Raw genomic sequence first — 1,390 nt, 5'->3', positions numbered from 1 at the left:
TTTCCAATCTGGTGAAATACAACAAACAGGGAAAAGTGGTCTACTATTCGCTTGCCGACAGCCACGTAAAAGACATATTTGAAAAGGGGTTTGAACACATCCATGAATAATACCTTAAAAGCGCCTTGCTGCGATAATTGCGGCGAAAAAGAGGCATCAAATAATTCCGAAGAAAGAAAAAGACTGCTCAAACTTGTCGCGGGAGCGGCTATCCTTGCAGTCGCGATTTATCTGGATAAAACATGGAAGTATGACAGAAATGTCCCGATTATCGCCTTTATTATCGCGTATTTAATTTTGGGCGGCAACTTTTCAAGGCAAGCCGTAAGAAACATCGCGCGAGGGCAGATTTTTGACGAAAATTTTTTGATGAGTATCGCCACAATCGGGGCGTTTTATATCGGCGAAACCGCCGAGGCGGCGGGCGTTATGCTCTTTTACCAGATAGGGGAGTATTTTCAGGATATGACGGTGGACAAGTCGAAAAAGTCCATTACCGATTTAATGGACATACGCCCCGATTACGCCAACCTTGTCAAAGGGGATAATATTGAAAAAGTTTCGCCTGACATTGTGCGAATCGGGGATGTTATCATCGTGAAGCCCGGTGAAAAAATACCGCTTGACGGCATCGTTACGGAAGGCGCGTCCATGCTTGACGCGAGCGCCCTTACTGGCGAATCCGTTCCGAGAAAAGTGCAGGCGAGGGATGTCGTGCTTTCAGGTTGCGTAAACCAGACGGGCGTAATAAAGATAGAGGTAACAAAAATCTTTGGAGAGTCCACCGGATCAAAAATAATCGGACATGTTGAAAACGCTTCTGGCAAAAAAGCCAAGACGGAAAACTTTATCACGGCCTTTGCCCGTGTCTACACGCCGGTAGTCGTCTCTCTTGCGGCGCTTCTCGCTATTTTGCCGCCCTTGTTTTTCGGCGGCGTTTGGCATGATTGGATAAAACGCGCCCTTGTCTTTCTTGTAATTTCCTGCCCGTGCGCTCTTGTCCTGTCCATCCCGATGGGATTTTTCGCTGGAATTGGAAGGGCGGCAAAGAGCGGCATTTTGATAAAGGGCGGCAGTTTTCTTGAAGCGGTCAACAATTTGCAAATTGCCGTGTTCGACAAGACGGGGACGTTGACAAAGGGTGTGTTCAAAGTTACCGACGTTCAAAACGCCGAAGGTTTCAGCAAAGAGCAACTGCTCGAACTCGCCTCTTACGCCGAAGTTTTTTCCAACCACCCGATAGCGTTATCTGTCATTAACGAGTACGGCGGCGAAGTTGACCGTTCGGGGCTTTCGCAGTATACGGAACTTTCCGGCTACGGAATAAGCGTGGTAAAAGACGGAAAAACAATCTTGGCGGGAAACTCAAAATTGATGGAAAAGACGGGCG

Annotated in this window: 1 protein-coding gene; it reads left to right on the top strand. The window is 47.6% G+C overall.

Annotated elements, in window-relative coordinates; translation table 11 throughout:
- Nucleotides 1-102: 102 nt before the first annotated feature.
- Nucleotides 103-1,390: HAD-IC family P-type ATPase (locus ACYVTD_RS12865; protein ID WP_461248142.1), on the top strand; the 1,288-nt coding region annotated here is incomplete at its 3' end.

The sequence above is a fragment of the Treponema sp. R6D11 genome, assembly GCF_054786075.1.
This window is presented reverse-complemented; position numbering and strand designations above follow the sequence as displayed.